Source organism: Paenibacillus sp. FSL K6-1096 (genome assembly GCF_037977055.1).
GTDB lineage: Bacteria > Bacillota > Bacilli > Paenibacillales > Paenibacillaceae > Paenibacillus_AQ.
The window spans coordinates 412,316-437,976 of record NZ_CP150274.1 but is presented as its reverse complement, the minus strand read 5'-3'; the positions used below and the strand labels follow the sequence as shown (position 1 = coordinate 437,976).

Sequence of the window (25,661 nt, the reverse complement as noted above, 5' to 3'; positions counted from 1 at the left end):
TGTAAACGCTCCTTATAGTTTCTACAGATTCAGGACCCGGACAATCTCCAGGGCTTCTTCAGCCAGCTGTCCGCGGTGCAAGGGCAGTGAAGCGCAGCCGGCAAGGGCGGCCAGCAGCCATTCCGTCTGCTGGAGCCGGGCCGGCGATGGAGTTGCATCTGCGCGAGCCTCAACCGCTTCATCTGCCGCAGCACTCCTGCCCAGTACCGCAGTCAGCGGAGTGAGCAGCTCCTGGCGATACGCAGCCGAGAGCGGGGAGGACCGCGCTTCAGGCAGCGTCGGGAAGCCCTCGGCGGCCTGCTTATAGAGCAGATACACGGCGTGATCCTCTGCCCAGAGTTGCAGCAGCAGAATCCCTAGAGACGCACCATCCGGCGGCCCCGGGCGGATCGCCTGTCCCGGCCCGTTTTTCAGCCATACCCCGGCCCGGCCCAGCGCGTCCCATAACAGATCATGCAGCAAATCCCCTTTATTGCTGTAATAATGATACACCGTGCCATAGCCGAGACCGGCCTCAACAGCCACATCCCGGATCTCCAGCAGCGGGCCTTTTGTTAAGAATACATCGGCCGCAGCCATCCGGATTTGCGCCAGACGCCGCAGCCGGATTTCCTCGTTTTGTTCCTTCGTGCGGGGAGTCATTCCGTCCGTTCACCTCATTTATTTTTGACCTGCTGTAATGTCAATATAAAACATTGGCTGTTAAATAACAAGGAATTTGTCCAGAACGCATAAGATGCCCAGCACAAACAAAGCCACCTGGGAGATGACTCTCCCCGGGTGGCTTGTCTAATAGCGGCTTGCCGCTATAGCCAATGTTCAGGATGTGTAAGACCCTCCGGCAGCCGGGTGGCCGAATTGCCCTTGGCGGCCTGGAGCTGCGCCTGGGTAAGGAAGAGGCTGCCCCGCAGATCCGCACCGCTCAGATTCGTGTCGCGGAAGTCTGCGCCGATCAGATCGGCATGGCGCAGGTCCGCACCGCTGAGATCGGCGGCGATCAGATACGCCCCGCGCAGGCTGAGGCAACGGAGATCCGCGCCGCGCAGCTTGGCGCCTATTAGGTCTGCGCCCCGGCCGTAGTTCTTCTGGCGCTTGGGCGCAGGCCGCAGCTGTGCGCGGCGAGCCTCACGGGTCTGTTCACTGGCCCGCAGCAGCAGCTCATTGACCTCCGCCCGGTGAACATGCACCTCAAGCTGGAGCAGTTGCTCAGGGCGGAGAAAGGTCAGCTCCTGCGTCTGCTCCACCATGCGCATTAGCGGCTCCTGCAACTCCTCAGTGCCCGGGAAGGAGAGGGCCTCCAGCAGATACCACAGCAGCTCATGAAGCTGGCGCATGACCAGGAAGACCTCAAACATCTGCCCGGCGGTTTCGGGGGCCTGCCGCCAGTCCCGCCCGTTATAGGTCAGCCTGGAGACCTTCTGGCCGGCCCCGAAGCAGTCGTACACCGTGCAGCCGCGGAAGCCGCGTTCCCTCAGCCCGGTGTGAATGCCGCAGCGGAAATCCGCACGCAGATTAGGGCAGGGCTGTCCGGCATTTTTATCGATCGCGAAGTCGGAGGAAGCCGCGAAAGGGAGAGCGGCGCAGCACAGGCCAAAGCAGCTCATACAATCGGAATGAAGCTCTTGATGCTGGATCAAAGCAAAATACCTCCATAACATTATTCAGTTCTAATTCAGGTCGAAGATTCATTCTCCAGCCGCCGTTCGATCGCCTCAGACATCGTTTTATCGGTAAGATGGGCATAAATTTCGGTTGTTTCAGTTGAGGCATGGCCCAGCTGCTCCTTGGTGCGGTAAATATCATTCTGCAGATAATAGTCAGTGGCAAAAGAATGCCGCAGCTTATGCACCGTCAGGTACGGCTTGCCGAACCGTTTGGCATATTTGATGATCATCTCCTGGATCGCCCGTTTGGTCATCCGTTTGCCTTCGTTGCTGCCGTTGCGCAGGGCGATGAAGAGCGCTTTTTCCCGTTTCGGTGTCTTGTACCTGCTCTGGCGGAGGCTGAGATACAGGCTGAGATCATCCTTCGATTGCTCGCGGAAATACACGGGGGTCTTGAAGGTCTCGTCGTTATGCCCCTTGCGGAAGACATAGAGCAGCTTGTTGTTCAGGTCCAGATCATCCACGTTGAGGTTGACCACTTCAGATACGCGCAGGCCGGAGTTCAGGATCAGACTGGCGATGCAGGCATCCCGTTCCCGGTTGAGCTGCCAGGAGTAATGAGCCTGCTTGTTAGCCTCCACATCGGTGCCATATCCTTCATAGATGTAGCCCACGAATTCCAGCAGCTCCTCATCCTCCAGAATTTTGCCCTTGAGCTTGGCGGCGGTGTCCTTCGGCTTATGAATCCGTTTGATCTCCACCTTGGCCATAATATTGCGCTTCAGCAGCGGGTAGAAATTCTCGTCCTCGGCGATCTGGCTTAAGTAATGGAACAGCGAGCGCAGCGCAGACAGCTTCCGGGAGACCGTCACGCGTGAATTGGCATTCTCGGCCCGGGTGGTCAGATACAGGCGGTAGCCGACAATGCTGTCCATATGCAGCGTCTCCAGCTCCAGCAGGGTAATCTCAGCGTTGCTGGCTGCTGCGGACAGACCTTCACCCCGTAGCCAGCCGAAAAAAGACTCATAATCGCGGATATACTCCAGCAGGGTGGAAGGAGACAGGTCCGGGCGTTTATAATCAATGAACTGCTGCACGAACCACGGCATCTGCGGCAGCCGCTGATCCAGGTGCTTGCGGTCCGCAGCTTTTTGAATACTGATCGTTCTCACCTTCTTTGTAGTTTGCCGGCAGAGGGCTGTCTTTCTATTTTATCATGTTTTGGGCAGACCTTGCTCCTGATGTGACAAAGTTATATGATGTGAAGTAAACGAAAACGGCAGAGGTGAACCTTGATGGAACTTGGAATCGAGCTGGTTCCTAAAGAGCAGAAGCAAGTGATTAGCAGTTTGATGCAGTTCTATTTGTATGACTTCACCCGATACCTTGAGCTGGAGGTGGGCCGTAACGGGCTGTTCCCGTCCTATCCCGGCTTGGAGGCTTACTGGAACAGCGGCAAGAATAAGTTCCCCTACCTGTTCACTGTTGACGATAATATTGCCGGCTTTGCCCTGGTGGACCGTCTGCTGCGCGACCCGGAGGGGGAGTTCTATATGACGGAGTTTTTTGTGCTGCAAAAATACCGCCGCAGCGGCGTAGGAACCTGGGCGGCCCACCGGCTGTTCGACATGTTCCCCGGCAACTGGAAGGTGTCGCAGATCCGGGCGAATACCCCTGCGCGGGACTTCTGGCACCGGGTCATCGGAGCCTATACCGGCGGTGATTTCCAGGAGCGGTTCAACGCCCGGCAAGGCAATCCCAGCCAATACTTCAGCACATTAAATACTAATAGGGTTAAAAAATAATCCCGCTCCAATTAGCCAATTCCGGCCAGTCTTCAGCGCAACTTTCGCCTGTTACCAGCGTCTGGTAACTGAGGTGATGATTGTGTCCAAGCATACAAGCTTATGGGGAGCGGCCTGGATCGTTCTTACATTGACGCTGAGCACAGGCTGCAGCGATGAGGCGAGGCAGGGCGCAGCCAGTCTGCCCGAGCGAACCGCAGGTCAGCCGTCCATAGCGGCTACGGCCGCCGCAGATTCAACTACAGCTCCTGCAACGGCGGCTCTCCCGCCAACTGCAACAGCAAGTCCGGCAGCGAGGTCGGTCAAGCTGATTCCCGAGCTCCGGGACTATTCGGAGAGCGGGATAGAATATGAGGTGGATGGAGTCTATATCCACACGGCCTTCTCGGCAGATCAGAACTTACCGCTAGGAGTGTTTCTGCCAGAATCCATGGTCCGCTACGAACAGGATGGAAGAACCGCCTGGGGGACAGCGGACAAGCGGAATTATATTACTTTCGTTAAGCTTGACCCCGCCAAGGGTGCAGCAGGAAAGAATGAGCTTCAACCCGGCTCGGACCCGGAGCTGCTGAAGTACAAGGAGTACGCCGGGAGCAAGCGTGAAGATGACCAGCGGATAGAAGTGTTTATCTTCAAAGCCAAGAAAGATACTTACCGGGCCGAGATTCATATGCTGGAACAGCAAGCGGAAGCATTGCTGCCGCTGTTCATATCCATGGTTAGTAATGTTGAATCCTTCGTGAAGCCGCCGCCGATCCAGCCGGGAATATTCTTTAAGGCCCCGGATGTGGGGAATAACCCGGGTAACAAGCAGGCGCTGCGGGAGACATTGGCCTGTATTGAAGCCTGGTCCGCGCGCGATAAGGAGAAGTTCGCAGCCACGATGATAACTCCGATGCTTGACGATGCGTTGCAATTCCTGCTGGATGAGAAGAACAGCTACCGGTTCGATGAGTTGACCCTGGCTGGAATTCCCATCGAAGGAACCCAGCGGGCAGGCTTCTACATCAGCTTCACCCGCATGACTTCGGAGGGCTATATTACAGATGGAACCTACGAAATTTCCTTGCTGAAGAACAAGCAGGGAGAATGGAAAATTGCCAATATCGATTAACCGGGCGAAAAAGATGGCGGTCTCCTGATAATTGTGCTATGATTTGCACATTAATAGCAGCGAAGGAGCCACTAGATCTCATGGCAGAGCTCAAACGGTTTGGTTATGGATTGCAGGCGCTGGTCGTGCTCGCTACAGTACCCGGTCAATACTCCAGTGCGGAGATCGCCGAACAGATTCACTGTGAGCCGACGGCGCTGCGCAAGATCCTATCACGGCTGACAGAAGCCGGTTATATTAAAGTCCGCCAGGGGCGGGGAGGGGGCTATAGCCTGGCCTGTTATCCTGGTGAGATTACTCTGGCAGAGGTCTATCTGTCCCTGCACGATGATATTCCCATGCTTGACGGAATGCTGGATACGACCGGCAATCATCTGTTCGGGCATAAGGTGCGGCAGTCCTTTGACCGGATCATGACGGATATCCGTGCTCAAGTCGAGCATGTACTGAAATCCTATACCCTTGCTGATTTAGTAGAGCAGCGGCAGACAGAATAACGGCAACGTGCAAGTGGCCGTTTATTTGCATTTTTTTGATTTTAAATGTGCATATTTTTGCACAGTTAAATAAAACATTATACTTTGGAGGAATGTATATGAGAATTCACTGGTTCGGACATTCAGCTTTTCAGCTTGTGACGGAGCAGGGGACGGTTATCCTGATTGATCCTTACGGGCGGTTCCTTGGGTACCGGATGCCGAGTATCAGAGCGGATATCGTGGCAGTTACCCACAACCATAAGGATCACAGTCAGATTCACGTCGCGGAAGGGAGCTACGAATTGATTGATACGCCCGGGCACTTCCATGTGAAAGGCATTGAGATTGAGGGGATCTCCACCTACCACGATAACGTCCAAGGCGCCAAAAAAGGAACAAATACCGTCTTCGTCTTCACTGTGGACGGACTGCGGATCTGTCATGCCGGGGATCTCGGTCACACCCTCTCGAAAGAACAATTGGAGCAGATCGGAAAGATTGATGTGCTGATGATTCCGGTCGGCGGCAGGGTAACTCTGGACGGCGCCGGAGCAGCGGCTGTAATGAAGCAGCTTCAGCCGGCCATTGCGATTCCCATGCATTACCGGACGAAGGCGCTGGGGGTGGCTGGCCTTTTCTTTTTTGCGGGAGTATCATCCTTCTTGAAGACTGCGGGTCAGCCTGTTCGGGCAGTGGATGATCTGGTGATCACCCGTGAGACACTTGACGGCCGGCAGGGCGTGTACACACTGCAATACTAACGAAGCTGAGACGGGCTGGAAAAGGGGAAGTTAAAATGTCATTACTTACAGAAAATTCTCATCAGGCAAAAACGATGCTCTGCACCCTGATTACGGCACTTGCTGGCGGGGGAATGTTCACATTACTGCATCTGCCGCTGCCCTGGCTGCTTGGTCCGATGATTGCAGTCCTGATCGGTTCAAACCTGTGGAAACCATTGTATAGCTGGCCTCCGCAGATTCGGAATACCGGAATGATTATTGTAGGCTATACCATCGGCCTGTCTCTGACGGCGTCCGCACTAAGCCAAATCGCCGGCCAACTCCCTTATATGCTGCTTATGACGATGCTGCTGCTGCTATTTTGCGCTGGTGTGGCATTTGCAGTATCCAGATTATCCGGAACCAATTATAAGACTATACTGCTCGGGAGCATTCCCGGCGGATTGACGCAAATGCTTCTGCTGGCGGAGGAGTCGGAGGATGTGAATCTTACGGTGGTAACGGTCATTCAGGTGATCCGGCTGATGATGATCATTATCTGTATTCCGCTGCTGATCTACAGCCCGCTATTTGCAAGCCACCTGGACGGGGGCGGGGCAATGCCATTGCCGCAGGGAGCTTCCGCCGGATGGGGTGGGCTGTTCCCCAATATCCTTTATTACGGTGCAGCTTGTATCTCTTGCGCAATCGCCGGGCAGAAAATCAATTTTCCCACCGCCTATCTTCTCGGCCCCGCTATCATTACCGCCATTCTGCAGCTAAGCGGCCTTCAAGGACCGGTGCTTCCAGGTACCCTGATTAATGCTGCGCAGCTGATGATCGGAGTTTATGTCGGACTGCTGCTTGACCCGCGCAAGCTGGAGCATAAGCTGCTGACCCTGTCGCTGGCTGTAGGCAGCGGGGTGATTCTGATCGCCGGAGCCTACGGCTTCAGTCTGCTATTCACAGCTCTGGAGCATGTGACAGCCGCAACGGCGCTGCTTAGTCTTGCACCCGGAGGGATGGACCAGATGAGCCTGATTGCCCATGAGACAGGTGCGGACCTGCCGACCGTAGCGGGATATCAGCTGTTTCGGACATTTTTCATCTTCTTTGCCGTTCCGCCATTGTTTAAGATGATATTCCGCAGGAAAAAAGGGGCTAGAATGTATCAATAATCACACCCCAAACCCCTCCAGACCCTTATAATTTTCATTGAACAGTGTTCAAAAATAATACAGTGTTCAATGAACGGCCGTTACACCATTGGAGGTGCCTGGAAATTATGAGCAAGGAACAGCGAAAAGCGCAGGAACGTGAAGCGATGCGGAATCTGATTCTGGCCACAGCTGCAGAAATCGTCAAGGAGAAAGGCATTCAGCAGCTGTCGATCCGCAAAATAGCCGAACGTATGGATTACTCAGCGGGAAGTGTTTATCACTATTTTGAGGGGAAGGACGATATTGTAGAGCAGCTCCTCCAGCAGGGCTACGCCGAGTTCATGGTCGGGCTGGTTACCGGACCGGAGCCGCTGCCGGAGGAAGAATCTGCCGAAGACCGTTTGAGACGCTCGCTGGCCCAGTATTTCCGGATGACCACTGCGGAAGGTTCTCCCTACCGGACTGTGATGCTGAACGATTCACCGGCTGTACTGAGTCACACGGCGGTATTGCACCAAGGCGCGGCAATGGAACGCAATGCAATCAGTATGCTATGCAGCACCCTCAGGGAGTTCAAAGCAATGGAGTCCCGCAGTGAGCAGGAGATTGAGCTGACTGCCCAAGTCATCTGGAGCGCGGCCTTTGGGCTGATTCTGAGGCTGACAGTGGAGAAGGATCTCCCGGAGGCGCAGAGGGAAGCGCTGATTGCCCGGCATATTGAAGCTATGGTGCATATTGCCCGGGGACAGGAGGATCAGAATGAAGCATAGACGATCCATAAGCTTTTTAACGTTGATTGTCATAGCTCTCAGCATTGTTGCTTCCGCAGCCGGGCTGTTCTCCGGCAGCAGGGCTGAAATTGAAGGGAAGGCTCCAGTCTATACCTCCATCCGGGGGGAACAGATTGAATTGTACGGCAGCGGAATCTATAAGGATGACTCTTTGTCAGCGGCTTCGCAGGCGATTGCCCAGGATGGTGTTACGCTGTTCGTTGGCGTTCCTTTGCTGCTTATATCACTGCTTATGAGCCTCAGGGGACGGAGCAGAGGGCGTCTGCTGCTTGCCGGGATGCTCGGATACTTCACGTATACGTACGGATCTTACTCTTTCATGGCTATGTATAATAATCTGTTCCTAGTTTATGTGATGTTGTTCTCGGCAGGGTTGTTTGCTTTTATCCTTGTTTTTCGCTCACTGGAGCGGGACGGGGTATCGTTCAGCACGCAGCTTCCGGCCAGAAGCATCGGTTTCATTCTGCTGCTGATTGCCTTCCTGATTATTATGTTATGGCTGGGCCGGATTGCCGGAGCCTGGCAGCAGGGAGCTATGCCTGAAGGGCTTGAGCATTACAGCACATTGGTGATTCAGGCCATGGACTTAGCCGTTTTGCTACCGGTCATGGTCCTTACCGGGGTATTGCTTATCCGCAGACAGTCCTTCGGGTATCTTCTGGCTGCTGTTGTCCTGGTGAAAACCGCAACCCTGCTGACCTCCATCTCCTCCATGATTATTGGAATGCTGAGAGCGGGAGTCCATGTCTCCATGGCTGAGCTGATCTTGTTCCCGGTGTTCAATCTGCTGGTCATCGGTTGTCTCATCCTTGTACTGCGTAACACGCAGGAATCCGGACGGCCTGGTGGCCCATTACCTATAGAATAGAGGCGGAGCTAATGAGTAATCGGATATTGATTCTCTATGCCGGCAAATATGGATGTACCGAAAAAGCAGCGATGCAGCTGCAATCCAGGCTCGATGGGGCGGAGGTGGTGAATCTGCGGTACGCCAAGGTACCGGAGCTTGCTGCCTATGATACTGTAATTCTGGGCGGTTCCATCTACTATGGCAGAATCCGCAAGGAGATGGCCGTTTTTACGGCCAAGCACAAACAGGAGCTCCTCAAAAAAAGGCTGGGACTGTTCATCTGCGCAGGAATGTCAGGGGAGAAGGGGGAGCAGGAGCTGAAGCAGGCTTATCCCGAGATCATCTACAATAAAGCGCTGGCCAAGGAAGTGATGGGGGATGAGATCTACCCGGACCGGATCTCTCTGCTCGACAAATGGGTGCTGCGGATGGTCAAAGGCAAAGGGCACAAGACGGGAAGCGGCCTGTCCCAGGATAAGCTGGAGCGCTTCGCGTTCGCGATGTCGGCAGGAGAGTGAGGTGAAGGGGGGACGAAGGTTAGCGGAGATGGAACGAAGTGTAGCAGCAGTGCTTTGAAGCGACAACGTTAAGCCAAAGGGAAGATTAAATAATTAGAGACATAATATATATTATGTTAACTAATAGTCGATAACGAAAGCGTACCAAAAACGAAAATACACCAATCTCAAATCTTTAATTACAATATTTCAACATATGAAAAATTCATAATAGTAAAAACAAAAAAACTCTCACCCTAATCACTACTACTAACTGCAAACCTTCACCTGAACTTTGTAACTAACAAACGGAAAAAGAGAGGCAAACCCTTGCCAAAACAAATCATCGATGTCAACCTGCCGGGCAGGCTACGCACCAGGCATGAGGAATGCGTACGAAGCGGTTTTGGTGATAGAAATACGTGGAAAATTGTATCTTGTTTTACCGGTTTTCGATGGATTTACTGAAGTAATTGGAAAAACAGCATCTACTGAAGGCGATATTACGAATTTGCCGGGAATGCGCCTGAAGAAGTGCCATTTTTCCAACTGTTGCCCCATAAGGAGCGGTTATTACATCAGTAGGTGGAGTAAATCCAACTATTTCTCGCCCCCGGTGGCCGTGCCCGCTGTGAGCATATCCGTTAACTGAAAGGCCATGTTTAGAGACTTCAGCGCCTGTCGCAGCGACAAACTGGAATCCGTCCCGTCCCGCAGACTCAGGAGAGCATGGCGCAGGCTTTTGGCATAGGGATCACTCGGAATCAGTGGAATCGCCATCTGTCCCTCGGAGGTATAACCGGTAAGACTGGCCTGGATCTCCCCATTTGCACCACTGCACTCGCGAAACTCCAGCTTCCCCTGCTCGAAGTAGGCTTCATACCCGATAGTAAAAGGATAACTCCCCGGCATCTGCGAAGATACGGTGAGCTGTGCGCTCCACTCAGGCTGGAGGAAGGAGGCCAGGACCAGCGCCTGCCCCTCCTTGCTCCCGGAGGTTCCCCAGACCGAAGCAGGTACAGGTGAATCCATCAGCCAGGCGATGACATCCAGCTCATGAATCATCAGATTGGCGGCGATGGCCGTAAGGCCGAGATCTCCCCACAGCGGAGCGGTCTCCCGGCGCATATTCAGATGCAGCAGCTTCCCGCAGGTCTCCTCGCGTACCGCCTGCTCCAGGTATTCATAGGCATAATCGAACTTGATGAATTGGTTGACGAGAATTCTGCGGCCGGTCCGCTGTTCCGCCTGAAGCAGTCTATGTCCATCCTCCGGTCCCAGTACAGCCGGGGTCTCGCAGAAGACATCTTTTCCCCGGTCCAGGGCTTCCAGTGCATAAGCGGTATGAAGCGCAGACGGCAGACAGATATCCACTACGTCAATCCCGGGGTCAGACATGATGTCCTGTACCACCGTTGTCACCTCAACCCCCAGCTCTTCCCTCAGCTTCCGCAGCTTGGCTTCATTCCTCCCGAACACCACAATCCGGTCAACAAACTCCATCTGCTTCAAAAGCGAGGCGTGATACGCCCCAAACCTTGTTCCCAATACGCCAATATTCATTTACAGCAGCTCCTTAGATTTGATACATTCATCATAATGCGTCATTGTTGACAACAGAGTGGCAAGAATATTTGGTCTGGTAAAAAGGTTAGGAGGCATGTGATGAGGCTGCACCGATTGATTGCGATCCTGTTACTGGTTGAATCCCGGGGCAAAATAAAGGCCAAAGAGCTGGCCGAAGCGCTGGAAACCTCCGTCCGTTCGATCTACAGGGACATTGATGTTCTGGCGGAATCAGGCATTCCACTGGTTGCCACCACCGGGCCAAACGGCGGGATTGCGCTGATGGAAGGGTACACGGTGAATCTGCGGCGGCTGCATGGGGAAGAGGTGGTGCAGCTTTTTTTGACGGGAAGAGGAATGCCTGCGGGCGGATCAGAAGGGACAAGTCTGCTTCTGCAAAATGCACTATTGAAGCTGGAGGCCAGCTTGCCCGCTCCCTATCAGGAGGACATCCGCACGGCGTTAAGCCGTTTCCTGTTCGATGCTGCCCCTTGGTGGAACACACAGCCGGTGGTGCCGTATCTTGAGGCGCTTCGCACGGCGGTATGGAGGGGGAAAATGCTGATGGCGGAGTACCGCAAGGTAAACGGGGAGACCTCGCTACGGAAGCTGCATCCTTATGGGCTGATCATAAAGCAGGGCGAGTGGTATCTGGCGGCCTATTGTGAGCGGGCAGAGGAGGTCCGTACATTCAAGTGTGAGCGGTTTACCGCTGTAACGGTGTTGGACGAGACTTGTGTAATTCCTGAGCAGTTCTCCCTCCAGGCCTACTGGAGTCAAGCGGAGCAAGCCTTCGTTCATACCAGCAGGGTGCGGGAGTTCTACCCTGTGATTCTCCGTATGCACATTGCGAACGAGGAGATGCTGCAGAGGCTGGAGGTAATGAACATCGAACCGGAGGGAGTCTCCCGGCTGGTTACTGTGAATATGTATGATTATAGCTCGGCCTGTGCGAAGGTGCTGCCGCTATTGGTTCAAGCTGAAATTGTGGGGCCGCCGGAGCTGAGAGAGTACGTCAGCAAACAGGTACAGATGTGGAATCAATTGTATAACAGTAAATGAGTGACATAATTAATATTATGTTAACTAATCAAGGCTCAAAGAGTGAAGAGGCTAAACCCCAACCCCGGCTTTCCGGCAGGTCTGGGGTTTATTGACTTTGTGGTTCCGTACCTTTTCCAAAAAAGAGAGGATAGAATTCATTCGCAGACCGTTATACGATAAACTGTACACAGGTTTGATGTCAGCTTACATAACAAAAGGAGGACTTGAGATGCTGAAGCGGCTGACCGTCCGTTTGAGAAGCAGTAAAATGCGCACCAGGCTGCTGCTCCTGTTCACTATGCTGACGCTGCTTCCGTTAAGTGTGCAGGGGATGGTGACGTACCGTCATTTCTCATCCACCCTGAACGTTAAGACCAGGCAATTCACGGTGGATATCGCCGGACAGGTCAATGCCAATCTGGACCGGCTGCTGAAGGATATGGAGCGGTTGTCGCTGATGCCTCTGTATGATGAGCAGGTGTTGTCCATTCTGGCGAAGTACGATGGTTCGATGGGCTCAGGAAGATGGGCGCTGTCCGACGATTATCAGAAAATGAAGCTATACACCTCGGCACAGGCGTACGACCGCCCGGAAATCCGGGGCATTCATCTGCTGAGCAACAGCGGCACTCTGTTCTCTAACGTGGAACCGCTGGCCGTCAACACATCATGGGATGCCAGAGGCGATGAATGGTTCAGCAACCTGGAGGGCTCGGACGGCGAATGGATCATTCTTCCTCCCCATCATCCGTCTTATTATGCCGGGACCGATCCTTCCTTGTATATCTCGATAGCCAGGGTGATCAAAGAACCGATAACACTGAGGCGCTTGGGATATATGCTTATCGATGTCAAGCAGGAGGCCTTCGGCTCTGTTTTCTCCAAGCTGAAGATTGAGCAATCCACGAGCCTGATTATTATCGATGGAGAGCAGCGGCTGCTGTATGAGCGGAAGGCGGATGACGGGCCTTCGGCTTACGGCGGGCTGATTGACTCCGGGCGGATCAAGGAGCTGCATAGCGGGGAGCGGGAAAGGCTGGGAGGGACGGATTATCTGTTTGTCAGCCATAAGTCGCCGTATTCGGGCTTGTCGGTCATCGGTTTGACCCCGATTGGAGTCATTCAGAAGGAGTCGCGTGCGTTGATGATTTTTACGTTATGGCTGGCCCTCTTTTGTCTAGTAACGGTGCTGCTATTGGCTTATATGGTATCGTACCGGATCACCCTTCCGCTGGTGGAGCTGAAGAGCAATATGCTGAGGGTGGAGCGGGGCGATTTCAACAAGCGGATCAGTCCGCTGGGAGGAGATGAATTCGGGCAGCTCGGGCGCGGATTCAACAAGATGATGGACGAAATCAACCGTCTGTTTCATGAGGTGCTGGTTACCCGTCTCCGGGAAAAGGAGGCTGAGCTGTCTGCCCTGCAGAGCCAGATCAACCCGCATTTCATCTACAACACGCTGGAATCGATCAATATGATGGCCGTCCAGCGCAGGCATGATGAGGTATCCGATATGGTATCCGCACTGGGCAAGCTGCTTCGCTATACAATTGACAAGGCCGGCCGGCTCGTCTCGCTGGGGGAGGAAATCGCGTTCGTGGACTCCTATATCCGAATCCAGCAGATCCGCTATGGCGGCAAGCTTACCGTTCATAACGAGATTGAAGAGGAAGTACTGCATTTGCATATTCCGAAGCTTACCATTCAGCCGCTGGTGGAGAATGCCATCGACCACGGCCTGGCCGGGCGCGAGGAAGGCGGTACGATCTGGGTGTCGGCGCTGCGTTTTGACAATGAGCTATTGATTACGGTTCGCGATGACGGAAATGGATTGGAGGAAAAGGAGCTTGCGGCGCTGAACCGGGAGATTGAACAAGACCCCTCCATGGAATCGCTCAGACGCAGTGACGAAGACAGTCTCGGGCTGCGGAATATCGGCCAGCGGATCAAGCTGCTGTACGGGGAAGGCGGGAGCCTCACGGTTGACGGAAGTCCGGGGCAAGGGCTCGCCGTGACCATTATGATAACGATACCGGAATCAGGGGGAGAAGAGGATGTATAAGGTGCTGCTGGTAGAGGATGAAATCGTGATCAGACAGGGGATGCGTGAGCTGATTAGCCGGTCGGCACCTTTTTTTGAGGTGACGGCAGAAATGCCGGGCGGACGGGAAGCGCTCCTGTACTTAAAGTCCGAGCTGCCGGACGTGATGATTACCGATATCCGGATGAAGGAAATGGACGGACTGATGCTCGCCGGGAAGGTGAAGTCGATGTATCCCGGGCTGCTGGTCATTATTGTGAGCGGATACGGCGAATTTGAATATGCGCAAAAAGCCATTGAATACGGCGTTCTCCATTATCTGCTGAAGCCGGTGGAACGTCATGAACTGGTAAGTGTACTGGAAAAAGCACGGCTGCTGCTTGATAAGCGCCATGGCCTGTCTTCCCTGGAACAGACGCCCGAACCGCTTCAGCTTGAAGGCGGAGGCGATACACGCAAGATCATACGGGATGTTAAAGAATATGTCAGACTGCATATTGACGGAGATTTGCGTCTGCAGACGGTAGCTTCACATGTCAATCTGAACGCTACGTATCTAAGCCAGCTTTTTAAGGGGGAGGCGGGCTGTAATTATTCGGACTATGTGACGGATTCCCGGATGGAACGCGCGAAATGGCTGCTCAGCCATACACAGCTGAAGATTTATGATGTCGCCCGGCTATCCGGCCATCAGAGCCCGAAGCACTTCATGCTGGTGTTCAAGCAGCAGACCGGGATGACGGCGGGGGAATACCGCAATCAATTCAATCCTCAGGAATAAACGTTAATTAATCTAACATAAATCATAAACAAAACGAACCTTTCCTGTATTCTGGGTGATTTATCCGTCAGATTTGTCTCCTGTATACTTGAAGAGTCATTAAAACTAACATGTCAAAGGGGGATATTCATGAAAAAAGCAGGAGCAGTGCTTCTCTCCGCCTTGCTGCTGGGCTTGACGGCAGGCTGTGCCAAGCCCGAAGCCAGCGGAAATGCAGAGAGTTCCGGGAAGCAGGAAGAGGTCGAATTGAAGTTTCTGATGTGGGGCAATCAAGGGCATATGGATGTGTACAACAAGCTGATCGAGCAATTTGAAGCAGATAACCCGGGGATTAAGGTGACTATGGATTCCGTTCCCTTTACTGACTATCAGCAGAAAATATCGGTACTGGCTGCCGGGAAATCACTTCCCGATATCGCCTGGGTCTCGGAGCGGATGATTCCGCAGTTCAAGGCCAACGGCATTCTGGCGGACGTCTCCTCCTTCCAGGACGATGCCTCCTTCAAGCTGGACGATTACATTCCGAGCACGCTTGATTTGTTCCGGGACGGGGATCAATTGCTGGGCCTGCCGTTCTCGACTCCGCCGGTGGTCATGTTCTACAACAAGACGCTGTTCGACAAGGCCGGTCTGTCAGACCCCAATACGCTGGCCGCTCAAGGAAAATGGACCTGGAAGGCCTTTGAGGATTCCGCCAAAGCGATCTCGGTCAAAGATGCCGGGGGCCGGGTGTACGGCGCGAATTTCTTCCGTGACTGGAAGACCTGGGCCATACTGTCCTCTTACTCCTGGTCGTATGGCAGCGGCCCGTTTAATGAGGATCTGACTGCATTTACCTGGAATGACCAATATGGCGTGGAAACGATGGAGCTGCTGGAGCGGATGATGTTCGAGGACGAATCCCACCCCAAGGCAGGCGAGCAGATCAGCTTCGATGCCGGGAATCTGGGCATGTTCTTTGATAACTACAGCTATGTCTCCAAAGCGCGTGAAATCAAGGGATTTGAATGGAGTATTGCGCCGATGCCGTCCGGCTCCGCAGGCAGTGTTCCGATGCTGGGCCAGGCGGGCTATACGCTGTTCAAGGACAGCAAGCACCCGGAGGAAGCCAAAAAGCTGCTGAAGCTGTTCGCCAGCCAGGAGGGCATTGAGGCAACTTCTACTTATTTCGTACCGCCGCGTACATCAGTGCTGAATTCCGATGCGTTCCTGAATCAGCCGAACAACCCGCCGGCCGAGCATATCGTGCAAGCCGTTATCGATGAAATGCCGAAGGCGCGCATCATTCCGGGTCACATCCGCTGGCAGGATATCGACAATGCGGTGCTGCAAGGCTTTGACCGCCTGTTCGGCCAATCAGCGTCCGCCAAGGACAACCTGGCGCAAATGCAGAGCGATGTCGAGGCGATTCTGAAATAAGATTCCGGGCTGGGAGGAGCAAATGATATGGGGAAATTGAAACAGACACTGGCGCAAAACGGCTTGTCCTTGTTCGTGAGTCTGCCTGCCAATGATGTGAGACTCGCTAAGGCGGCACTTGAGGAAGGCGCAGATGCGTTAAAGGTTCACTTTAATGTCGGCCACCGGGCCAGCGGCAATCAATTTGGTCCGCTCGGCAGCTATGCAGATGTTTTCGGACAGATCCGTGCTGCCTTTGACGGTCCGTTTGGCGTAGTCCCCTCCGGCAGTCTGGAGGGGGTAGCGGAAGAAGACATTCGGCAGCTTGGTCCGCTCGGGTTCGACTTTTATTCGATATATGCCCATCATCTGCCGCCGTTTATGCTGGAGGATCACGGACTAGACCGGACCTTTGCCATTAACGAGAGCTATGATCTCAGTCAGGTTCAGGCAGGGGCGCAATTCGGAATTACGGCGCTTGAAGCGTCCATTGTGCCTGGCAGTGAATACGGTACGGGCCTAAGCCTCGCGGACCTGCTGAAATACCGGTATCTGGCCGACTATTCCGGTCTTCCCGTGCTGGTACCGTCCCAGCGCAAGCTGGTGGCGGGAGATGTCCCTTCCTTGCAGCGTGCCGGAGTGAAAGCGATCATGCTTGGGGCAGTGGTGACGGGCAAGACAGAAGATGAGCTGCGGCGCGCGGTTAGCGCGTTCCGTGGTGCGATAGACAGATTGAGCTAGAGGCGGTGAATTCCGGCATGAACAGAAAGGTTAATACACATAGGAGAGGTCCGCTTGCCCGTGAGGCACAGGTAACCGGATGGCTTTTTATATCGCCCATGCTGCTCGGATTCACGTTGTTATTGCTATTTCCGATGGGCAAAGCGCTCTATATGAGCTTAAATGACTGGCCGCTGCTTGGCGGGCACCGGTTTGTCGGTCTGGATAATTATAAAGCAATTGCGGGAGATCCGCTGTTCTGGAAGGTCTTCGGCAACACGGCGTATTTCACGCTGGGGCTGGTGCCGTTTAACATTGTGCTGGCTCTGATGCTGGCGCTGCTGTTATCGAGAAGCCTGAAGGGCATCGGCATCTTCCGTACCGCTATTTTCGTTCCCGTGATGACTTCGCTGATTGTATGGTCCATCGTCTGGAAGTACATGTTCGCCACCGATTCCGGGCTGATCAATCAGCTCTTGATGATGTTCAACATTAAAGGGGCTGCCTGGCTGTATGACGAGAGGCTGGCGATGCCGGCCGTCATTGTGACGAGCGTGCTGAAGAACGTGGGGCTGAACATGGTATTGTTCATCGCTGCCATCCAGCAGGTCTCGCGTTCGCTTTACGAGGCGGCTGAGCTGGATGGTGCGGGGAAGACCAAAACCTTTTTCAACGTGACTCTGCCAATGATTACGCCCACCGTATTTCTGACCGTTGTGATGACCGTGATCGGCTCGCTGAAGGTGTTCGGGCAGATCTATGTCATGACCCAGGGCGGGCCGAGCAACAGCACCAAGGTGCTGGTCTATTACATTTGGGAGAAAGCGTTCAAGCTGTTTCAGATGGGCTACGCTTCGGCGCTGGCATTTGTGTTGTTCTTTGTCGTGTTGATCTTGACTCTGCTGCAGTGGCAGCTGCGAAAGAGGTGGGTATTCAATGAAAGCGACGCTTAAGCCCAGCCGAAAGTGGTCAGCAGCAGGAGTGTATGCCGCGTTAACAGTGATATCGCTGATTATGCTCGTTCCGTTCCTGTGGATGCTGTCCACATCCTTCAAACAGCCGCAGGATATTTTCACCTACCCGCCGCAGCTGATTCCGCCGGTGTTCCGGTTTCAGAACTATGTGGATGTATTTACGCTGATCCCGTTTCACCGCTTCTATTTCAACAGCGTCTATATCTCGTTTATCGTCGTGGCGGGAACGGTGTTTTTCGCTTCGCTGGCCGGTTATGCGTTTGCCAAAATCCCCTTTACAGGCAGAAATGCCGTGTTCCTGGTGCTGCTCAGCGCCATGATGATCCCGCATGAAGTAACGGCTATCCCGATGTTCCTGTTCATGCGCGATCTGGGCTGGATTGACACGCATTTGCCGCTGATTTTGCTGCCGATCTTCGGTGCAAGCGGGGTGTTCGGCATCTTCGTAATGCGGCAATTCTTCATTACCGTACCCACCGAGCTTGAGGAGGCGGCGATGATCGACGGCTGCAACCGGTTCCGCATCTACTGGCGGATTATGCTGCCGATTGCCCGTCCCGGCATGGCGACACTGACGATTTTCACGTTCGTAACCATCTGGAATGAGTTCTTCGACCCGCTTATTTTCATTAATACACGGGAGCTGATGACCTTACCGCTTGGATTATCGCTGTTTACAGATGAAGTGGGTACGGCTTGGCATTACCTGATGAGTGCCACCGTCATGGCAACCGTGCCGCTGCTGATTGTCTTCTTCCTGGCGCAGAAGCGGTTCATTGAGGGCGTGGCAATGACGGGTCTGAAGGAATAGAACACACCGAGAAGGAGTAGCACATATCGAAAGGGAGTAGATGATATGAATCCTGCAATTCAGGCGGATGTAGTTGTCGTGGGCGGCGGACCCGCGGGCATCACGGCGGCCATTGCTGCCGGACGGCTGGGGGCACAGACGGTGCTCATCGAGCGGTACGGGTTCGTGGGCGGGATGTCCACCGCAGCGATGGTCTATCCGTGGATGACCTTTCATACGGATAGCGGGGAGCAGGTGATTAAAGGGATCGCCCAAGAAATCGTAGACCGGCTGCAGGCCAGCGGCGGTTCGCCGGGCCACCTGCGGGATACGGTCGGATTTGTGCATACACTGACGCCTTACCATCCTGAGATTTATCAAGTAGTGGCGGCAGATATGCTGCGCGAAGCCGGGGTGAAGCTGCTGCTGCACAGCTTTGTGGACGAGGTGAAGACGAGTGATGGCGTGATTGAACATGTAGTGGTGACTAACAAATCGGGGCGTACGCCTGTAACGGGGCGCATCTTCGTGGATTGCAGCGGAGACGCCGATGTAGCCAAGCTGTCCGGGGCTGAAACGCTGCAAGGGCGGGAGGGGGATAACCGTTCCCAGCCGATGACGATGAAGTTCAGAATGCGCGGCGTCGATTTGCACAAGGTCAAAGCTTATATGATCAGCCATCCCGAAGAGTTCTACAGCAAAACGCCGATCGCCGAGCTGCCCGACCTGCCGCTTACAGGGGTAAGCGGATTCTACTCGCAATGGAAGCGGGCGGAGGTGCCGATTAACCGCGATCAGGTTTTGTTCTTTGCCGGACCGGCAGACGATGAGGCACTGATCAACTGCACCCGCGTCCAGGGGCTGGACGCAACGAGTGCAGAGGATCTGACCTTGGCGGAGCAGGAGGGCCGCAAGCAGGTGTTGCTCATGGCCGAGTTCCTGAAACGCGACGTTCCGGGCTTTGAACGGGCCTCGATCTCAGCGGTTGCGCCACAGATCGGCATCCGCGAATCGCGGCGGATTAAAGGCTATTACCTGCTGACTAAGGAGGATGTTGTGGAAGGCCGGAGGTTCAGTGATGTCATTGCCCGCAGCGGCTACCCGATCGACATTCATGATCCGTCCGGCAAGGGGGTCACAGCCTCCTTCATCGCCGGAGACGGCGCTTACGACATCCCGTACGGCTGCTTGCTCTCCGCCAATGTGCCGAATCTGCTGGCAGCAGGCAGATGTATCTCGACCTCGCACGAAGCGCTGGCCACGACCCGGCTGACGCCAAGCTGCATGGCCACGGGCCAGGCGGCCGGAACGGCGGCTGCACTCGCAGCGGCGGCAGGAGTGAAGCCGCAGGCGCTCGATATCCCGCAGCTGCAAAAGCAGCTGAAGCGGGATGGGGTTGTGTTATAGAGAAGTGAAGGCGGGCAACACGTATCGTTAGTTATGGTGTGTGTTGCCTGTTTTTTGCTGAACGGGGTGGTAGGTGAACCACGAGGAGCAGGAGTATCCCCCGTTTCCCGGGACACAGACCGAAGGTATGCGAAAAACCGAACAGATTGGTCTCTGTGAAGGGGAATGGTCTGAATGTATTCGGAAAACCGAACACATTAGGCTCTGTGATGGCGCATGGTCCGAATGTATGTGAAAAACCGAATACAATGCGCTGGGTGAGGGTTGGTTGGCCGAATGTATGCGAAAAAGTGAATACAATATATTGGTGTGATAGTAGGTGCTGCTAGTGGAATGTATTATTCGTTTCTTCGGTGACATAAAAAATATTATGTTAACAAATCACGATTATATAAATTGAAGACAATTATAAGCGCAAATAAAATACCCCAAACCAGCTTACAGCAGGTCTGGGGGTATTCATGTGTTTTAACGTCTCAAGCGCCAACCTGCCGGGTCACATTGGCTTCAGCGGCCTCGCGGATGCGGAGTCTTTTATGCGCAGTAATCAGGAATGGCAGACCAAACGCCGTGGTCAACGCCAGCGGTACGAACACAGCAGGGCCATTTCCGGCCCCGAACTGGTCGAGCAGCAGCCCGCCCAGGATCGGCGCCATGACGTTGCCGAGGTTGTTGAAGCCGATCGTGCCGAAATAGGTACCTTTCCATTCCGGCTTGGCAATCCGGTCGATCAGCATATCCATCATAGTGAAGAGCAGGACCTCTCCGACAGTGAAGAGCACGACGCCGAACATCAGCAGCGGGACTCCGCCGGGCAGGCCGAACAATAGCAGACTAAGCGCGACACAGGCGTTGCCTAGAATCAGCGGAACGAGCGGCTGAAAGCGGCTGAATATACGCACAAGCGGGTATTGCACAACCAGCACTGTCACAGCATTGAGCGACAGCATGTAGGAGAAGACCTTGCCTCCATTACTGAAATGCGTATTCATCGCCAGATACTGCGCCAGGGTAGAACTGAAGTGGCCGTAGCCCAGTACGCAGAAGATCGTTCCCAGCAGCACGGGCAGAAAGACTTTGTCCCGGCCGGTCGTAGCGAGCGCTTCAAGCAGCTTTGGCGTCCGGGCCTCTCCATGGACCGGCAGGCTGGCACGGTGAACCGAGAATTGCAGGAACAATACAATACCATAGGCCACATAGACCACTCCTGCGATCAGGAACGGGAAGGTGGACTTGGCAGAGCCGAGCTGGAGGCCGATAATCGGGCCGAACACTACACCCAGGTTCACCGCTGCATACCGCAGATTGAAGACCAGCAGCTTCTGATCTGGAGGCGTAATATCCGATAGCAGCGCCCGCGAGGTCGGTTCAAATACAGCCCGGCACAGCCCGTTCAGCGTGTTCACCAGGAAGAAGACCCAGATATGCTGCGCTGCCGAGAAGCCGAAGAATACGCATGCCCAGCCGAAGACCGACACCAGCATCACAATTCTGCGCCCAATGATATCAGAGATATAACCGCCGTAGAAGCTGATTAGCACCCCGGCCAGCGAGCTGACAGCTACCGTGAATCCGGTCTGAGTGGCGGAAGCGCCAAGTACCTGAGTCAGATAAATGGATAGAAAAGGAATGCTCATCGAAGTTACGAGCCGCCCGAACATCGTCCCGATGATGATGGTCCAGGCCAGTGGATGAATGTGCCGCAGATGTTGTTTCATAGTCGTCAGAGTCTCCTAGCAGATGTTGAATTTGGTTAACGGCGTTAATGCTTGTTGCCGGACTATTAGGTATAATTGTATAGATCAAAGGGGGAAATAAAAGTGTAAGATTCACCCGAGACTTTTCACCTTTACAAAGGAGCAACGAGATATGGACACCAGCAGCACACATTATCTCTGTCTGGCTGCGGCGCTGGCCCAGAGTTATTCAATCCAGCAGCCGATTCCGGTAACGATTGAGCAATTGACCGGCATCCTATGCTGCACTCCGCGCAATGTGAAGTTCATCCTGCGCAGGCTGGAGGAACAAGCCCTGATCGAATGGGTTCCCGGCAGAGGAAGAGGTAACTATTCACAGCTAACTTTACTGCGCGGACGGGATGAGGTGCTGGAGGAGCTGTTTCAGGATATGGTCAGCAAAGGTAATATGAAAAGCGCCACCCAACTGATGGCTGAATATCCAGTGAGTGAGCCGCTGAAGGATCGCCTGCTGGCGGTGCTTGATAAGCAGATGGGCCTGCGGAGTGAGCCGGACTCGGCATCCGGCCAGGAGGTACTGCGCATCTCCCGTAACCGCTCAATGGAGAAGCTGGACCCGGCGACCGTGTATACGGCATTCGAGACGTATCTGCTTGGACACATTTGCAGCACATTAATTACCTATGATGCGCAGAGCAGAGTATTTCAGCCGGGGCTTGCCCATACGTGGGAGTACAACGAGAGCCGCACCAGTTATCTGTTCTATCTGCGCAAAGGCGTAAGATTCCACCATGGCCGGATGATGACCTCACGGGATGTTAAAGAGACCTTGCAGCGTCTAATTAACTTTGGGAGTCCTGCGGCCTGTCACTTCAAGGACATTGCACATGTGGAGCTGGAAAGTGATTACCGCATCCGCTTCGATCTCCGGCAGCCTAATCTATTCTTCCTCCATCTGTTCAGCTCGATCTATATGTCTATTCTGCCTTATGATGCCGATTTCTCACAGCATCCGGTCGGAACAGGGCCTTATCAAGTGCTCGATCTGAGCTCAGATGTGCTGGTGCTTGGCGCATTTGATTTCTACTATGGAATCCGTCCGTTGCTGGACCGGGTCGAGATCTGGTATTTGCCGCACTTAGCCTCAAGCGTCCGCCAGTACCAGCTTAAGGATGCCAGCACTGGCCAAGGGCAAGGGGGGCTTACCGCTGCGGAGGAGGTTCAAGGCCACAGCATTGAATATCCTTCGCTCGGCTGCCGCTACATTTTGTTCAACTTCAGAAGAGCAGGGGTGCATCATCAGCTGGCTATCCGTCAGGCGCTGAGAATCCTCTATAGCCCGCTTGCCCTGATCCGGGAGCTGGGAGGGAGCCGGAGTCTGCCGGCAGACAGCTTCCTTCCCTGGCGGAGCAGCGGGCATCTGTTCACAGAACCTCTTTTGGAGGAGGCCAAGGCGCTGCTGCAGGCAGGCGGATACCGGGGGGAAGAGGTGAAGCTGGCTTACCGCACCCGCAAAGAGGAGCAAGATGAGGCTCTATGGCTGCTGGAACGCAGCAGGAAGATTGGACTGAAGCTTGAGCTGTATCCGGTAACCGAATATGATCTGCCAGAGCTGATTGACCATGCGGATCTCTTCATCTGCGAAGAAGTGCTTGAGGACGACTGGCAATGGGGAATGATTAATTACTTCCACAACGAATCCAATTATCTGCATGATCTGCTGCTGGACAGCCAGAAGTTAGCATTAGCTGAGATATTGGCGCCTTTCAGCCGGCTAACGGAGGGGGAGAGAGCAGAGCTGCTGAATCTGGCAGAAGACAAGCTGCGCGCGAACTGTTGGGTGCTATACGGCTGTCATATGAACAAGCAGGCGCAATTTAGCCAGAGCCTGTTCGGGCTTGAGGTCGGAGCCTTCGGATTCCTGGATATCTCCAAGCTGTGGGTGAAACCGGAATTTCAGTAGGTACAAAGAAACGGCTGCTCTCCTAAGAGGAAGGGCAAGCCGTTTCTTTGCATGTTGTACAGTTGGCGCCTAAGCCTGACTCATACCGCTTTTTGCTGCTTGCCGTCACATTTCTTGCAGACGGCAAGCTGCTTTCCCGCCGGATCCTTACCCAAATAAAGCAGTTTAATCCGGGTACTGCCGCAGACCGGACAGGTGCCTCTTGCCCTGGAAGGCATGCGCCAGAGGGCTTTACCGCGTTTGTTTTTGGACATGTGTATTCCCACTTTCGTCTGTAATAATCTATCCTATGCCCGGGTGGCAGCGGGGATTCGAAGTAATGTAGTCTAGAGAATTTGTTTTAGGTATTCTATTTTAGACAGCCAAATAATCATTCAGGGGAGGGTATTATGAAAAAGCTCGTGATCGTAAATGGGACTATGGGAGTCGGAAAAAGTACAATTGTCAGTGAGGTATACAAAGAATTACAAAATTCAGTATGGCTTGATGGTGATTGGTGCTGGCAAATGAACCCGTGGAATGTTACGGAAGAAAACAAATTGATGGTAATGAATAACATCCATTATATACTAAATCAGTACCTTGAAAATTCGATGTTTGAGTATGTCTTCTTCTCTTGGGTGATTCATAAGGAAAGTATATTAGATGAAATTCTTGCAGGGTTAATAGGAAAGGAATATCAACTAATAAAAGTTACGTTAATGTGTTCTGAAGAAAATTTGGTAAAGCGTATGCGTCAGGATGCGAGAAGCGAGAGTCAAATTGAAAATAGCATCAAACGGTTAGAGAATTACAAAGAAATGAATACGAAAAAACTGAATACGAACGGCAAGGAGATCGATCTCATCATAAAAGAGTTCCTCCATATGATTGTTGAGGGGAACTTGTAACGCACACAAGTCCACCAATGGGAACGCGAACAATATATCACGTTGTACTAATCCCCGAATCCCCTGCGCCACCTGGCGTGAGGGTTTTTCTTTTTGTAGGCAAAGCATTATAAATTCAAATAATACGAGAGTTCCCACAAAATGCCCATAAAAATTTTAATTTTGAAGAATACCTTTAGTGAATACTTCAAACTTGCCCATGTTGTTTTTCTGGATTTTAGAAGAAATGTGAGCATATACATCCGACGTAATTTGAATGCTGCCGTGGCCTAATTGCTCTTGTACGAATTTCATATTTGCTCCAGCCTCAAGTAACAGCACAGGTATGTCGGAGTGAATGAATGGGGAGGGAGGGGAGGTCGCTTCGGTCTAGTATCCGAGAGATAGCATTGAACAAGGATGATTTCGGCATATATTTACCGTCTTCTCTGCATAACACTAGATCAAGGTCGAGATGATATCGTTTCCCTAAAACCCCCTTTATTCTGTTTTTTCCAATCTAGGTGATACTTTAAATCATTAGCTAATGATTGGGATATTTTAATCGTTCTCTCTGATTTGATGATCTTGGTATCTCCGAATAATTGAAGGGGCTATTATGTCGGTAGTCGAGGGCAGTTCAAGAGCAATTCGCCGAGCAGCCAGTCATGTTCCTGCGATTTTCCAATCATAAATGGATAGATCCAAGACAATGATTATTAATCATTGTCTGTCTAAATTATATAGGAGGTCTATATAAAAACATGAGAGAAATAGAGGAGTGGAACTTTTCAAGCTTCAGCATTAACAGGTACGGATTTTGAAACAACCAAGAAGGATTACAAAACATTTCTAATGTTGGACCTATTCGCCAGTTGAAAATGACAAAACCGCTACTTGATTTGCGTGTTTTTAAGCACCCAATGTTTGCCATTGGATCACTATTGGTCGGTCTGTGCTTTATGATCATTCTATCTACAATGCCTGTTCTTCCGATGTATTTGCAAACAGCCTTGGCTTTTTCAACGCTTAGGACAGGTTTAATTCTATTACCAGCGAGTGCATTAAACGGTGTTCTAGCTCCGGTTGTTGGGAAATTGTTTGATAAATTCGGACCGAAATGGATCGTCCTACCAGGTTTTGTTTTGGTTTCTATTGCACTATGGATGTTCTCAACGGTAAGTCTGAGTTCGACAGTTATCTTCATAATCAGTGTTCATATTCTAATGATGATTGGTGTTTCAATGATTATGATGGCATCACAGACGAACGGACTTAACCAGTTTCCACCGCAGCTTTACACGGATGGTACGGGGTCATGGGACAAGAACATAATCCCATTGAGGTCGCTATTTTAGCGGCTTTTTTATTTTACAGGGAGCAGAACCA

Annotated in this window: 25 protein-coding genes; 18 read left to right on the top strand and 7 right to left on the bottom strand. The window is 52.9% G+C overall.

Going from position 1 to position 25,661, the window contains the following annotated elements; all coding sequences use genetic code 11:
* Positions 1-21: 21 nt before the first annotated feature.
* The 3 genes from MHI24_RS01885 to xerS form a co-directional block, all read right to left on the bottom strand.
* A complete protein-coding gene (locus MHI24_RS01885) occupies positions 22-642 on the bottom strand; it encodes a helix-turn-helix domain-containing protein (protein WP_340023872.1) in 621 nt (206 codons plus the stop codon).
* A gap of 164 nt (positions 643-806) precedes the next feature.
* A complete protein-coding gene (locus MHI24_RS01880) occupies positions 807-1,604 on the bottom strand; it encodes a pentapeptide repeat-containing protein (RefSeq protein WP_340026582.1) in 798 nt (265 codons plus the stop codon).
* A gap of 68 nt (positions 1,605-1,672) precedes the next feature.
* Positions 1,673-2,767, bottom strand: coding sequence for a tyrosine recombinase XerS (gene xerS / locus MHI24_RS01875; RefSeq protein ID WP_340026581.1), 1,095 nt, complete (start codon positions 2,765-2,767; stop codon positions 1,673-1,675).
* Between the two features lie 132 nt (positions 2,768-2,899).
* Between xerS and MHI24_RS01870 the strand changes: the two genes are divergently transcribed.
* The 8 genes from MHI24_RS01870 (at position 2,900) to MHI24_RS01835 (ending at position 9,043) form a co-directional block, all read left to right on the top strand.
* Positions 2,900-3,409: a GNAT family N-acetyltransferase gene (locus MHI24_RS01870; RefSeq protein ID WP_340023871.1), complete on the top strand. Its 510-nt coding sequence runs from the start codon at positions 2,900-2,902 to the stop codon at positions 3,407-3,409.
* 82 nt (positions 3,410-3,491) lie between these two features.
* Positions 3,492-4,523, top strand: coding sequence for a hypothetical protein (locus MHI24_RS01865; protein WP_340023870.1), 1,032 nt, complete (start codon positions 3,492-3,494; stop codon positions 4,521-4,523).
* An 80-nt stretch (positions 4,524-4,603) separates the two neighbouring features.
* Positions 4,604-5,020 carry an Rrf2 family transcriptional regulator gene (locus MHI24_RS01860; protein WP_340023869.1) on the top strand — a complete coding sequence of 139 codons (417 nt, stop codon included), beginning with the start codon at positions 4,604-4,606 and terminating at the stop codon, positions 5,018-5,020.
* A gap of 98 nt (positions 5,021-5,118) precedes the next feature.
* Positions 5,119-5,763, top strand: a complete 645-nt coding sequence (locus tag MHI24_RS01855; protein ID WP_340023868.1) for an MBL fold metallo-hydrolase — start codon at positions 5,119-5,121, stop codon at positions 5,761-5,763.
* A gap of 35 nt (positions 5,764-5,798) precedes the next feature.
* Entirely contained in the window at positions 5,799-6,902 is a 1,104-nt protein-coding gene (locus tag MHI24_RS01850; protein WP_340023867.1) for an AbrB family transcriptional regulator, read from the top strand.
* Positions 6,903-7,009: 107 nt separating this feature from the next.
* On the top strand, positions 7,010-7,654 hold the full coding sequence (locus MHI24_RS01845; protein ID WP_340023866.1) for a TetR/AcrR family transcriptional regulator: 645 nt from the start codon (positions 7,010-7,012) through the stop codon (positions 7,652-7,654).
* Complete coding sequence (locus MHI24_RS01840) at positions 7,644-8,543, top strand: hypothetical protein (protein WP_340023865.1); 900 nt, start codon at positions 7,644-7,646, stop codon at positions 8,541-8,543. Before MHI24_RS01845 ends, MHI24_RS01840 begins: the two co-directional genes overlap by 11 nt.
* Before the next feature lie 11 nt (positions 8,544-8,554).
* Positions 8,555-9,043, top strand: coding sequence for a flavodoxin domain-containing protein (locus MHI24_RS01835; protein ID WP_340023864.1), 489 nt, complete (start codon positions 8,555-8,557; stop codon positions 9,041-9,043).
* A gap of 579 nt (positions 9,044-9,622) precedes the next feature.
* Here the strand turns inward: MHI24_RS01835 and MHI24_RS01830 are convergent.
* Positions 9,623-10,585 (bottom strand): Gfo/Idh/MocA family oxidoreductase, encoded by a 963-nt coding sequence (locus MHI24_RS01830; protein WP_340023863.1) that lies wholly within the window; start codon positions 10,583-10,585, stop codon positions 9,623-9,625.
* Positions 10,586-10,687: 102 nt separating this feature from the next.
* On the opposite strand from MHI24_RS01830, the gene MHI24_RS01825 reads away from it, so the two are divergent.
* From MHI24_RS01825 to MHI24_RS01790, 8 genes are all read left to right on the top strand, one after another.
* Positions 10,688-11,650, top strand: a complete 963-nt coding sequence (locus MHI24_RS01825) for a YafY family protein (RefSeq protein WP_340023862.1) — start codon at positions 10,688-10,690, stop codon at positions 11,648-11,650.
* A 211-nt stretch (positions 11,651-11,861) separates the two neighbouring features.
* A complete protein-coding gene (locus MHI24_RS01820) occupies positions 11,862-13,694 on the top strand; it encodes a sensor histidine kinase (RefSeq protein WP_340023861.1) in 1,833 nt (610 codons plus the stop codon).
* Positions 13,687-14,454: a response regulator gene (locus tag MHI24_RS01815; RefSeq protein ID WP_340023860.1), complete on the top strand. Its 768-nt coding sequence runs from the start codon at positions 13,687-13,689 to the stop codon at positions 14,452-14,454. Before MHI24_RS01820 ends, MHI24_RS01815 begins: the two co-directional genes overlap by 8 nt.
* A gap of 129 nt (positions 14,455-14,583) precedes the next feature.
* Positions 14,584-15,873 (top strand): sugar ABC transporter substrate-binding protein, encoded by a 1,290-nt coding sequence (locus tag MHI24_RS01810; protein WP_340023859.1) that lies wholly within the window; start codon positions 14,584-14,586, stop codon positions 15,871-15,873.
* A 27-nt stretch (positions 15,874-15,900) separates the two neighbouring features.
* Positions 15,901-16,593, top strand: coding sequence for a hypothetical protein (locus tag MHI24_RS01805; protein ID WP_340023858.1), 693 nt, complete (start codon positions 15,901-15,903; stop codon positions 16,591-16,593).
* Positions 16,594-16,610: 17 nt separating this feature from the next.
* Positions 16,611-17,525, top strand: coding sequence for a sugar ABC transporter permease (locus MHI24_RS01800; protein ID WP_340023857.1), 915 nt, complete (start codon positions 16,611-16,613; stop codon positions 17,523-17,525).
* Positions 17,509-18,357 carry a carbohydrate ABC transporter permease gene (locus MHI24_RS01795; RefSeq protein WP_340023856.1) on the top strand — a complete coding sequence of 283 codons (849 nt, stop codon included), beginning with the start codon at positions 17,509-17,511 and terminating at the stop codon, positions 18,355-18,357. The genes MHI24_RS01800 and MHI24_RS01795 overlap by 17 nt, the downstream gene beginning before the upstream one ends.
* A gap of 45 nt (positions 18,358-18,402) precedes the next feature.
* Positions 18,403-19,743 carry an FAD-dependent oxidoreductase gene (locus MHI24_RS01790; protein WP_340023854.1) on the top strand — a complete coding sequence of 447 codons (1,341 nt, stop codon included), beginning with the start codon at positions 18,403-18,405 and terminating at the stop codon, positions 19,741-19,743.
* A gap of 476 nt (positions 19,744-20,219) precedes the next feature.
* On the opposite strand, the gene MHI24_RS01785 is transcribed toward MHI24_RS01790, so the two are convergent.
* The gene (locus MHI24_RS01785; RefSeq protein ID WP_340023853.1) at positions 20,220-21,461 is read right to left on the bottom strand and encodes an MFS transporter; all 1,242 of its coding nucleotides are present in this window, start codon (positions 21,459-21,461) and stop codon (positions 20,220-20,222) included.
* Between the two features lie 151 nt (positions 21,462-21,612).
* Between MHI24_RS01785 and MHI24_RS01780 the strand changes: the two genes are divergently transcribed.
* Complete coding sequence (locus MHI24_RS01780) at positions 21,613-23,403, top strand: ABC transporter substrate-binding protein (protein WP_340023852.1); 1,791 nt, start codon at positions 21,613-21,615, stop codon at positions 23,401-23,403.
* An 80-nt stretch (positions 23,404-23,483) separates the two neighbouring features.
* Here MHI24_RS01780 and MHI24_RS01775 read toward each other — a convergent pair whose 3' ends face one another.
* On the bottom strand, positions 23,484-23,657 hold the full coding sequence (locus MHI24_RS01775; RefSeq protein WP_340023851.1) for a hypothetical protein: 174 nt from the start codon (positions 23,655-23,657) through the stop codon (positions 23,484-23,486).
* Positions 23,658-23,792: 135 nt separating this feature from the next.
* On the opposite strand from MHI24_RS01775, the gene MHI24_RS01770 reads away from it, so the two are divergent.
* Positions 23,793-24,293 carry an AAA family ATPase gene (locus tag MHI24_RS01770; RefSeq protein WP_340023850.1) on the top strand — a complete coding sequence of 167 codons (501 nt, stop codon included), beginning with the start codon at positions 23,793-23,795 and terminating at the stop codon, positions 24,291-24,293.
* Positions 24,294-25,011: 718 nt separating this feature from the next.
* Here the strand turns inward: MHI24_RS01770 and MHI24_RS01765 are convergent.
* Entirely contained in the window at positions 25,012-25,479 is a 468-nt protein-coding gene (locus MHI24_RS01765; protein ID WP_340023849.1) for a hypothetical protein, read from the bottom strand.
* Between the last annotated feature and the right edge of the window lie 182 nt (positions 25,480-25,661).

Bases quoted from the DNA above. Each gene is read 5' to 3' on its own strand.
- MHI24_RS01810 (WP_340023859.1), top strand. From the start codon at position 14,584: ATGAAAAAAGCAGGAGCAGTGCTTCTCTCCGCCTTGCTGCTGGGCTTG.
- MHI24_RS01795 (WP_340023856.1), top strand. From the start codon at position 17,509: ATGAAAGCGACGCTTAAGCCCAGCCGAAAGTGGTCAGCAGCAGGAGTG.
- MHI24_RS01790 (WP_340023854.1), top strand. From the start codon at position 18,403: ATGAATCCTGCAATTCAGGCGGATGTAGTTGTCGTGGGCGGCGGACCC.
- MHI24_RS01770 (WP_340023850.1), top strand. From the start codon at position 23,793: ATGAAAAAGCTCGTGATCGTAAATGGGACTATGGGAGTCGGAAAAAGT.
- MHI24_RS01845 (WP_340023866.1), top strand. From the start codon at position 7,010: ATGAGCAAGGAACAGCGAAAAGCGCAGGAACGTGAAGCGATGCGGAAT.
- MHI24_RS01805 (WP_340023858.1), top strand. From the start codon at position 15,901: ATGGGGAAATTGAAACAGACACTGGCGCAAAACGGCTTGTCCTTGTTC.
- MHI24_RS01840 (WP_340023865.1), top strand. From the start codon at position 7,644: ATGAAGCATAGACGATCCATAAGCTTTTTAACGTTGATTGTCATAGCT.
- MHI24_RS01775 (WP_340023851.1), bottom strand. From the start codon at position 23,657: ATGTCCAAAAACAAACGCGGTAAAGCCCTCTGGCGCATGCCTTCCAGG.
- MHI24_RS01800 (WP_340023857.1), top strand. From the start codon at position 16,611: ATGAACAGAAAGGTTAATACACATAGGAGAGGTCCGCTTGCCCGTGAG.
- MHI24_RS01835 (WP_340023864.1), top strand. From the start codon at position 8,555: ATGAGTAATCGGATATTGATTCTCTATGCCGGCAAATATGGATGTACC.
- MHI24_RS01830 (WP_340023863.1), bottom strand. From the start codon at position 10,585: ATGAATATTGGCGTATTGGGAACAAGGTTTGGGGCGTATCACGCCTCG.
- MHI24_RS01855 (WP_340023868.1), top strand. From the start codon at position 5,119: ATGAGAATTCACTGGTTCGGACATTCAGCTTTTCAGCTTGTGACGGAG.
- MHI24_RS01820 (WP_340023861.1), top strand. From the start codon at position 11,862: ATGCTGAAGCGGCTGACCGTCCGTTTGAGAAGCAGTAAAATGCGCACC.
- MHI24_RS01870 (WP_340023871.1), top strand. From the start codon at position 2,900: ATGGAACTTGGAATCGAGCTGGTTCCTAAAGAGCAGAAGCAAGTGATT.
- MHI24_RS01885 (WP_340023872.1), bottom strand. From the start codon at position 642: ATGACTCCCCGCACGAAGGAACAAAACGAGGAAATCCGGCTGCGGCGT.
- MHI24_RS01765 (WP_340023849.1), bottom strand. From the start codon at position 25,479: ATGAAGATAACTGTCGAACTCAGACTTACCGTTGAGAACATCCATAGT.
- MHI24_RS01785 (WP_340023853.1), bottom strand. From the start codon at position 21,461: ATGAAACAACATCTGCGGCACATTCATCCACTGGCCTGGACCATCATC.
- MHI24_RS01880 (WP_340026582.1), bottom strand. From the start codon at position 1,604: ATGAGCTGCTTTGGCCTGTGCTGCGCCGCTCTCCCTTTCGCGGCTTCC.
- MHI24_RS01780 (WP_340023852.1), top strand. From the start codon at position 21,613: ATGGACACCAGCAGCACACATTATCTCTGTCTGGCTGCGGCGCTGGCC.
- MHI24_RS01825 (WP_340023862.1), top strand. From the start codon at position 10,688: ATGAGGCTGCACCGATTGATTGCGATCCTGTTACTGGTTGAATCCCGG.
- MHI24_RS01815 (WP_340023860.1), top strand. From the start codon at position 13,687: ATGTATAAGGTGCTGCTGGTAGAGGATGAAATCGTGATCAGACAGGGG.
- MHI24_RS01860 (WP_340023869.1), top strand. From the start codon at position 4,604: ATGGCAGAGCTCAAACGGTTTGGTTATGGATTGCAGGCGCTGGTCGTG.
- MHI24_RS01850 (WP_340023867.1), top strand. From the start codon at position 5,799: ATGTCATTACTTACAGAAAATTCTCATCAGGCAAAAACGATGCTCTGC.